Origin of the sequence: Streptomyces sp. SID9727 (assembly GCF_010550605.1) — a bacterium.
Taxonomy (GTDB): Bacteria; Actinomycetota; Actinomycetes; order Streptomycetales; family Streptomycetaceae; genus Streptomyces.
In genome coordinates, this window is sequence record NZ_JAAGNI010000422.1 from 1 (window position 1) to 7,877 (window position 7,877).

Here is a 7,877-nt window from a genome sequence, read left to right on the forward strand (position 1 = left end):
GAGCCGAGGGCCGCCCTGCCCGCCACCCGGCCCGCCGCGCAGCCGCCCGCCCCGCGCCCGGTCCCGGCCGCCAGCGCGGTCGTCCCGTACGCCGCGTCCCGCCGCCACCTGGTCCCGCAGGGCGGCTTCGACTTCTTCGGTACGCAGAAGGCCGTGCCCGCCGGGGCCGAGCGCTCCGCCATCGAGGCCGTGCAGAACGAGGACCTGGCCGACGTGGTGGGCGAGGAGGTCCTGGCCGCGCAGCGCCCGGACGCGCCGGAGGACCGCGCCGTCGGCAAGGTCATCGACCTCACCGCGCACGACGAGACGGAGCAGCTGGACGTGGCGGAGCTGCGCAGCGCGATCTCGTAACGCGCCGGCGCCCGCCGGGTCGCGGGGGCGCGCTACTTGTCGATGTCGCCGACGACGAAGAACAGCGAGCCCAGGATCGCCACCATGTCGGCGACCAGCGTGCCCGGCAGTAGTTCGGTGAGCGCCTGGATGTTGTTGAACGACGCCGAGCGCAGCTTCAGCCGGTACGGGGTCTTCTCGCCCTTGGACACCAGGTAGTAGCCGTTGACGCCGAGCGGGTTCTCGGTCCAGGCGTACGTGTGGCCCTCGGGGGCCTTGAGGACCTTCGGCAGCCGCTGGTTGACCGGCCCCGGCGCCAGGTCCGCCATCCGGTCCAGGCAGGCGTCGGCGAGGTCCAGGGCGTTGTGCGTCTGCTCCAGCAGGCACTCGAACCGGGCCAGGCAGTCGCCCTCGGTCCGGGTGACGACCTTCAGCGTCTCCGACAGCTCTCCGTACGCGAGATACGGCTCGTCGCGCCGCAGGTCGAAGTCGACGCCCGAGGCGCGGGCGATCGGCCCGGACACCCCGTACGCGTGCACCGCCCCGGCCGACAGCACGCCGACGCCCCGGGTGCGGGCCCGGAAGATCTCGTTGCCGAGGACCAGTCCGTCGTACACGTCCATCCGGGAGCGGACCGAGGCGACGGCGTCCCGGGCCCGGCCGAGCCAGCCCGCCGGCAGGTCCTCCTTGAGGCCGCCGACCCGGTTGAACATGTAGTGCATACGGCCGCCGGAGACCTCCTCCATCACCGCCTGAAGCTCCTCGCGCTCCCGGAACGCGTGGAACACCGGGGTGATCCCGCCGAGTTCCAGCGGGTACGAGCCGAGGAACATCAGGTGGTTGAGGACCCGGTTCAGCTCGGCCAGCAGGGTGCGGGTCCAGACCGCGCGCTCCGGGACCTCCATGCCGAGCATCCGCTCGACGGCCATCACGACGCCCAGCTCGTTGGAGAACGCGGAGAGCCAGTCGTGGCGGTTGGCGAGCATGATGATCTGGCGGTAGTCGCGGGCCTCGAACAGCTTCTCCGCGCCGCGGTGCATGTAGCCGACGACCGGTTCGGCGTGCTGGACGCGCTCGCCGTCCAGGACGACGCGGAGGCGGAGCACGCCGTGGGTGGAGGGGTGCTGGGGGCCGATGTTGAGCACCATGTCGGTGCTTTCGGCCGCGCCGCCGATGCCGATGGTCGTCTCCGTCATGGGGCGATTATTGCGTGCCGCGCCCTTGCCCGGGGCTCTGCCCCGGACCTGCTCCTCCATCCCCGGAGGGGCCGACCACGTGGCTCAGCCAGCCGAAGTCGCCCAAACCGCCCCGGGCCGTCAGTTCCGCCGCCTCGCCCGCCGTGGACAGGGCGCGGACGTACGCCGCCGGGTCCGTCGACGCCAGGGCCAGGGGCGGGCGTTCGCCCGCGATGCCCAGGGCTGCCAGCGCCTCGCGTTGGGTGCGTACGGTCCCGCCCGGGGCCGTCGCCGCGCACGCGTCCAGGGCCACGTGCGCCGTCAGGTCGCAGCTCCCGTCCGGCACCGGACGGACCTCGCGGCCCGCGCGGAAACCGGTGAGCGTGCCGAAGGGCGGGCGTTCCCCGCGTACGTGCGCGTAATCCACCGCCACCGCCAGCCCGGCGGACAGGGCCGACACCGCCGCCGCCCACGCCTCGTCGCGCGGGCGGCCGATCTCCGCCCGGCTGCCCGGTCCGGCCGACGGCCACCAGCGGCGCAGCCACTCCGCGTCCGGCCCGGTCACCGGAGCGCCCAGCCGCTCCGCGCCGTCGGAGGCGCGGACCTCGACGTACCGTTCGACGCCCTCGGCGTCCGTCTCCGCGACGGGGAGCGGCACGTTGTCCAGCCACTCGTTGGCGAAGAGCAGCCCGCGCGCCCCGTGCGGCGGCTCGGCGCACCACTCCACCCGGGGGTCCAGGTCCGCGGGGCGGGCGGCGAGTTCCACCGCGTACGCACGCACCGCGAGGTCCGCCCCGCCCTCGGCCGGGAGCGCGGCGAGGACGCCGGTGACGAGCTCCCCGCGCCCGGCGCCCATGTCGACCAGGTCCACGTGCGCGGTGCCGAGGTCCGCCGCCGTGCGGACCAGGAGCCGGGCGACGGCGGTGGCGAACAGCGGAGACGCGTGCACAGAGGTACGGAAGTGACCCGCGGGGCCCTCGGGGCGCCGGTAGAAACCCTCGTCGCCGTAGAGGGCGGTCTCCGCCGCCTCCTGCCACCCGCGCCACTCATCCGTCACGGCCTCAGTCTCCACCTTGGGGAGTACGGTCCGGGGACCCGGATCGGCCCTTCGGTTGACCCGGCGGCCCCCGGCCTTCTTTACGCTGGGTTACGTGCAGCGCCTCTACGATTTCATCCGCCGGCACCCGACGGGCGTCGACAGCTTCTGGGCTGTCTTCCTCCTCGGGCTCTCCGGCATGACCATCGTGGTGGGCGACGTCGGGCACGGCGGGCGTCTCGAACGGATCGCGGTCGTGCCGGTCGTCCTCGGCCTCTGCCTCGTCGTCGCGCTGCGCCGCCGCGCGCCGGAGAAGATGCTGCTGCTCGCCATCGCGATGGGCGTCGTCCAGCTGATCTGCGGCGTCCGGCCGAACGTCGCCGACTTCGCGATGCTCGTCATCACCTTCACGGTGGCCACCGTGGGTGAGCGCTGGGCCTCCCGGCTCGCCCTGGCGTGCAGCCTGACCGCCGCCACGATCTCCCAGCTCCGCTGGCCGAACGAGGAGGGCACCCCGCGCAACTGGGCGCAGACGGTGTTCGTCGTCGCCGTGCTGACGGTGCCCTTCGTGCTGGCCTGGGTGCTCGGCGACTCGATGCGGACCCGGCGGGCCTACTTCGACCAGCTGGAGGAGCGGGCGGCCCGCCTGGAGCGGGAGCGCGAGGCCCAGTCGAAGGTCGCGGTGGCCGCCGAACGGGCCCGCATCGCCCGCGAACTGCACGATGTCGTCGCGCACAACGTCTCCGTGATGGTGGTGCAGGCCGACGGCGCCGCCTACGTCATGGACGCGGCGCCCGACCAGGCCCGGCAGGCGCTGGAGACCATCTCCGGCACCGGCCGCCAGGCGCTCGCGGAGATGCGGCGGCTGCTCGGGGTGCTGCGGACGGGTGACGCGCAGGAGAGCGGGGAGTACGTCCCGCAGCCCGACGTCGAACAGATCGAGGAGCTGATCGAGCAGGTCCGCAAGGCGGGTCTGGCGGTGGACTTCAAGGTCGAGGGGACCGCCCGCCCGCTGCCCAGCGGCGTCGAGCTGACCGCGTACCGCATCGTGCAGGAGGCCCTGACCAACACCCGCAAGCACGGCGGCCCGCACGCCGGGGCCAGCGTGCGGCTGGTCTACTTCGACGACGGGCTCGGCCTGCTGGTCGAGGACGACGGGCGGGGCGCCGCGCACGAGCTGTACGAGGACGGGGGCGCCGACGGCGCCGGCCACGGCATGATCGGCATGCGGGAACGGGTCGGCATGGTCGGCGGCACGCTGGACGCCGGGCCGCGACCCGGCGGAGGATTCCGGATCAGCGCGCTGCTGCCGCTCAAGGCCGCCGACCGCTGAACGAACGAGGAGAGAAAAGGCCCCCATGGCGATCCGCGTGATGCTCGTCGACGACCAGGTGCTGCTGCGCACCGGCTTCCGGATGGTGCTCGCCGCCCAGCCCGACATGGAGGTGGTCGCCGAGGCCGGTGACGGCGCGGAGGCGATCGACATCCTGCGCGCCACCGCCGTGGACGTGGTGCTGATGGACGTCCGCATGCCGAAGCTGGACGGCGTCGAGGCCACCCGCCGCATCTGCGCGCAGCCCGACCCGCCGAAGGTGCTGATCCTGACCACGTTCGACCTGGACGAGTACGCGTTCTCCGGGCTGAAGGCCGGGGCCAGCGGCTTCATGCTGAAGGACGTGCCGCCGGGCGAGCTGCTCGCCGCGATCCGCTCCGTGCACAGCGGGGACGCCGTCGTCGCCCCGTCCACCACCCGCCGGCTGCTCGACCGCTTCTCGCCGATGCTGCCCAGCGGCACCCAGGAACCGCAGCACAAGGACATCGCCAGGCTCACCGAACGCGAGCGCGAGGTGATGCTGCTCGTCGCGCAGGGCCTGTCGAACGGAGAGATCGCGGGGCGCCTGGTGCTCTCCGAGGCGACCGTGAAGACCCATGTCGGCCGCATCCTGACCAAGCTGTCCCTGCGCGACCGGGTGCAGGTCGTCGTCCTCGCGTACGAGACGGGACTCGTCCGCGCCGGAGGCGGGGCTTCCTAAGGGCTGTCCCTCAGCGGAGGATCCCTTCCAGGAAGTCGCTGCCGAGCCGGGCCACCACGGTCAGGTCCAGCTGGTGCAGCACGTACCGGCCCCGGCGCCGGGTCGTGACCAGACCGGCCCTCTTGAGCACCGCGAGATGGCGCGAGACCTCGGGCGGGGTGATCCCGTTCGTGTCGGCGAGTTCGCCGGTGGTGTACGGGGAACGCGCGATGTTCCGGCACAGCCGCATCCGCATCGGGTGCGCCAGCGCCTCCAGCCGCAGCCGGAGCAGCTCCACCGAGGCGGGCGCGGGCAGCTCCGGCCGGTGCACCGGGTAGTGGATCACCGGGCGCCAGCCCGGGGCGTGCAGCACCATCAGATGCGGGCGGCCGAAGCTGGTCGGGATCAGGGTGAGCCCGGGGCCGACGGCGGGGTCCGTCGCGTCGGTCGCCCCCTCGGTCAGCTTGTCGACGCTGATCCTGCCGCCGTCCGGGTCGAGAGTGAGCGCGGGCGAGACCGCCCGTATCGCCTCGGCGAGCCCCTTGCGCCGCAGCAGGTCCGTCTTGTGCCGCGCGTCGGCGGCCAGCGGGAGCCGCACCCGTTCCCAGGTGTCCGCGAAGAACGCCTGGTCGCAGTCCTCGAACAGGCGGCGCAGCCAGCGGCGTACGGGAGCGGGGTCGGCCAGCAGCCGCTTGGTGAACTCCACCTGGCGCGGGCCGCGCGCCGCCGCCATGTCCAGCGCCCGGGCGCGCGCCCCGGCGTTGCGCAGCGGGGAGGCCGCGCCGGTCCCGTAGAACGCGGCGCAGGTGAACTCCAGGGCGGCGGAGACGAACCGGTCGTCGTCCAGCCGGTCCAGGATGTCCAGATCGGCGGCGAGGTCCTCACCCGGCGTGCCGTCTCCCCCGACGACCCCGGCGAACGGCATGAAAACGTCCGAGAAGGTGTTCCGCCACAGGAACTCCGCCTCGTGCAGCCGGTCGGCGAGATCGGGCTCCAGGGCGGTGGCGGTGGCCGTCGCCCAGCCGTGCAGGCCCGGATGGTGCCCCGGCTCGGAGAGGGCGTGCAGGGCGACGCCCAGCTCCACGAGGGGGGAGGTCCGGAAGACGATGCGGCTGGGGTCGAGCCCCGCGATACCGATGGTGACGCTCACCGGTCCATGGTGCCGGGTGGCTGTGACAGCCGGGGCCGGGGCCCCGCCGCCTCAGCTCTTCCCGTCCAGCCGCTCCAGGAACGCGGCCACCGCGTCCCGTACGTCCTCGGCGCTCCACTCCAGCCCGGCCTCCGCCACCGTCACCTCGGTGAACGCCACCCCCGGCGCCCCCGTGTCCGGCGTGAACCAGCGGCGGAAGAGCAGCGTGCCCGTCTCCTCGGCCTGCCGCACCGACGCCAGGCTCAGCGCCTCCGCGTCGTACGGCAGCCACACCTGGAACTGGTGCGTGTGCGGAACCTCGGGGTGCACCCGGAACCAGCCCGTTCCCGCCGCCTCGAACCCCTCGGCCAGCGCCCCGGCCACCACCTTCGCGTGCTCCGCGTACGACGGCAGCTTCGGCAGCTCCCGGTCGAGCCCGGCGAGGGCCGCGACCGCCGCCGGGAACTGCTGGAAGAGCTGACCGCCGTACCGGTGGCGCCAGAGGCGGGCCTCCTCGACCAGTGAGGCGGAACCGGCGAGCACGGCCCCCGAGATCCCGCCCAGGGACTTGTAGAACGACACGTACACGCTGTCCGCGAGCGCGGCGATCTCCGGCAGCCCGCGCCCGAAGTGCGTGGCGCAGTCCCACAGCCGGGCCCCGTCGAAGTGGACGACGGCGTCGCGGTCGCGCGCGGCGGCCACCACGGCCTCCAGCTCCTCCCAGGAGGGCAGCACGAAACCGGCGTCCCGCAGCGGCAGCTCCAGCATCAGCGTGCCGAACGGCTCCGGGAAGTCGCGGACCTCCTCGGCGGTCGGCAGCCTCGGAGCGGTCGTCGGGTGGACGGTGCGCAGCCCGCTCACCGCCTCGAAGGCGCCGTTCTCGTGCACCTCCGGGTGCGCGAGCGGGTGCAGGGCGACCACGGGACTGCCGGTGCGGGCGGCCCAGCAGCGCAGCGCGACCTGCTGCGCCATCGTCCCGGTCGGGAAGAACACGGCGGCCTCCGTGCCCAGCAGTCCGGCGACCCGCTGTTCCAGCTCGCCGACGACACCGTCCCCGTAGATGTCCGCCGGGAGCTCCAGGTCGGTGACCGTCCCGGCGTCCGCCGCCAGGGCGGCCAGCTGCTCGCCGAGCGTGCGGTCCTGCGGATTGCGGGACAGCACGCGCCCGGCCCGCCGCCACGCGGCGATCCGGCGCGACCGCCGGGCCTCCTCGCTCTCCGGCTCCGCCGTCTCGTCCGTCACCTGCGTGTTCATGTCTGCCATGGGACGATCATCACGCAGAACGCCGGACCTGCCCACCGCGTTTCCGGGGCCGCCCGGGACGCTGTCCACAGCCTGTGGACAGCCGGGAGGGCGGGGCGGTCGCTGGCGTAGCATGCAAGGGAATCGTCCGGTACCCCCCGCGGACTGGAACGGAAGGCCCGCAGCGTGAACGCAACAGCTCCCAAGGACCCCCTCGACGCGAGGGACCGCCCCGCCCGGCTCACCGTCGGCGTGGTGGGGGCGGGCCGTGTCGGTCCCGCCCTGGCCGCCTCCCTCGCCCTCGCCGGCCACCGCCCGGTCGCCGTCTCCGGGGTCTCCGACGCCTCACGGCGGCGCGCCGCCGACCTCCTCCCCGACGTCCCCCTCGTGACGCCCGCCGACGTCCTCGCGCGCGCCGACCTCGTCCTGCTGACCGTCCCCGACGACGCACTCCCGGGGCTGGTCGAGGGCCTGGCCGAGACCGGGGCGGTCCGCCCCGGACAGCTCATCGTCCACACCTCGGGGCGGTACGGGACGAAGGTGCTGGACCCCGCGCGCCGGGCCGGCGCCCTGCCGCTCGCGCTGCACCCCGCGATGACGTTCACCGGCACCTCCGTGGACGTCCAGCGGCTGGCCGGCTGCTCCTTCGGGGTCACCGCGCCGGACGAGCTGAGGCTCGCCGCGGAGGCGCTGGTCATCGAGATGGGCGGCGAGCCGGAATGGATCGCGGAGGAGTCCCGCCCGCTCTACCACGCGGCCCTCGCCCTCGGCGCGAACCACCTGGTCACCCTGGTCGCCCAGTCGATGGAGCTGCTGCGCACCGCGGGGGTCGCCGCCCCCGACCGGATGCTCGGCCCCCTGCTCGGCGCCGCCCTGGACAACGCCCTGCGCTCCGGCGACGCGGCGCTCACCGGCCCGGTCGCGCGCGGCGACGCCGGCACGGTCGCCGCGCA

General features: G+C 74.2%; 7 protein-coding genes and 1 pseudogene. 4 read left to right on the top strand and 4 right to left on the bottom strand.

Annotation, left to right across the window (positions count from 1 at the left end; all coding sequences use genetic code 11):
- A pseudogene (locus G3I41_RS29425) lies at positions 1 to 351 on the top strand (hypothetical protein); the annotation flags it as partial.
- A gap of 32 nt (positions 352 to 383) precedes the next feature.
- On the opposite strand, the gene G3I41_RS29430 reads toward G3I41_RS29425, so the two are convergent.
- Both G3I41_RS29430 and G3I41_RS29435 read right to left on the bottom strand, forming a co-directional pair.
- A complete protein-coding gene (locus G3I41_RS29430; protein ID WP_164403511.1) occupies positions 384 to 1,526 on the bottom strand; it encodes an NADH-quinone oxidoreductase subunit D in 1,143 nt (380 codons plus the stop codon).
- 7 nt (positions 1,527 to 1,533) lie between these two features.
- The gene (locus G3I41_RS29435) at positions 1,534 to 2,562 is read right to left on the bottom strand and encodes an SAM-dependent methyltransferase (RefSeq protein ID WP_164403513.1); all 1,029 of its coding nucleotides are present in this window, start codon (positions 2,560 to 2,562) and stop codon (positions 1,534 to 1,536) included.
- A gap of 94 nt (positions 2,563 to 2,656) precedes the next feature.
- Here G3I41_RS29435 and G3I41_RS29440 point away from each other — a divergent pair, with 94 nt between their 5' ends.
- Together G3I41_RS29440 and G3I41_RS29445 are read left to right on the top strand one after the other, a co-directional pair.
- Entirely contained in the window at positions 2,657 to 3,874 is a 1,218-nt protein-coding gene (locus G3I41_RS29440; RefSeq protein ID WP_164403516.1) for a histidine kinase, read from the top strand.
- Between the two features lie 25 nt (positions 3,875 to 3,899).
- The gene (locus tag G3I41_RS29445) at positions 3,900 to 4,574 is read left to right on the top strand and encodes a response regulator transcription factor (protein WP_164403518.1); all 675 of its coding nucleotides are present in this window, start codon (positions 3,900 to 3,902) and stop codon (positions 4,572 to 4,574) included.
- A gap of 10 nt (positions 4,575 to 4,584) precedes the next feature.
- On the opposite strand, the gene G3I41_RS29450 is transcribed toward G3I41_RS29445, so the two are convergent.
- On the bottom strand, positions 4,585 to 5,703 hold the full coding sequence (locus tag G3I41_RS29450) for a DUF5937 family protein (protein ID WP_164403521.1): 1,119 nt from the start codon (positions 5,701 to 5,703) through the stop codon (positions 4,585 to 4,587).
- Between the two features lie 51 nt (positions 5,704 to 5,754).
- Positions 5,755 to 6,945 carry a beta-eliminating lyase-related protein gene (locus G3I41_RS29455; RefSeq protein WP_164403524.1) on the bottom strand — a complete coding sequence of 397 codons (1,191 nt, stop codon included), beginning with the start codon at positions 6,943 to 6,945 and terminating at the stop codon, positions 5,755 to 5,757.
- 165 nt (positions 6,946 to 7,110) lie between these two features.
- On the opposite strand from G3I41_RS29455, the gene G3I41_RS29460 reads away from it, so the two are divergent.
- Positions 7,111 to 7,877 (top strand): DUF2520 domain-containing protein (locus G3I41_RS29460; RefSeq protein ID WP_164403526.1); only part of this gene is annotated, 767 nt, incomplete at its 3' end.

Coding starts and splice junctions, on each gene's coding strand:
- G3I41_RS29455 (WP_164403524.1), bottom strand. CDS start 6,945: ATGGCAGACATGAACACGCAGGTGACGGACGAGACGGCGGAGCCGGAG.
- G3I41_RS29430 (WP_164403511.1), bottom strand. CDS start 1,526: ATGACGGAGACGACCATCGGCATCGGCGGCGCGGCCGAAAGCACCGAC.
- G3I41_RS29445 (WP_164403518.1), top strand. CDS start 3,900: ATGGCGATCCGCGTGATGCTCGTCGACGACCAGGTGCTGCTGCGCACC.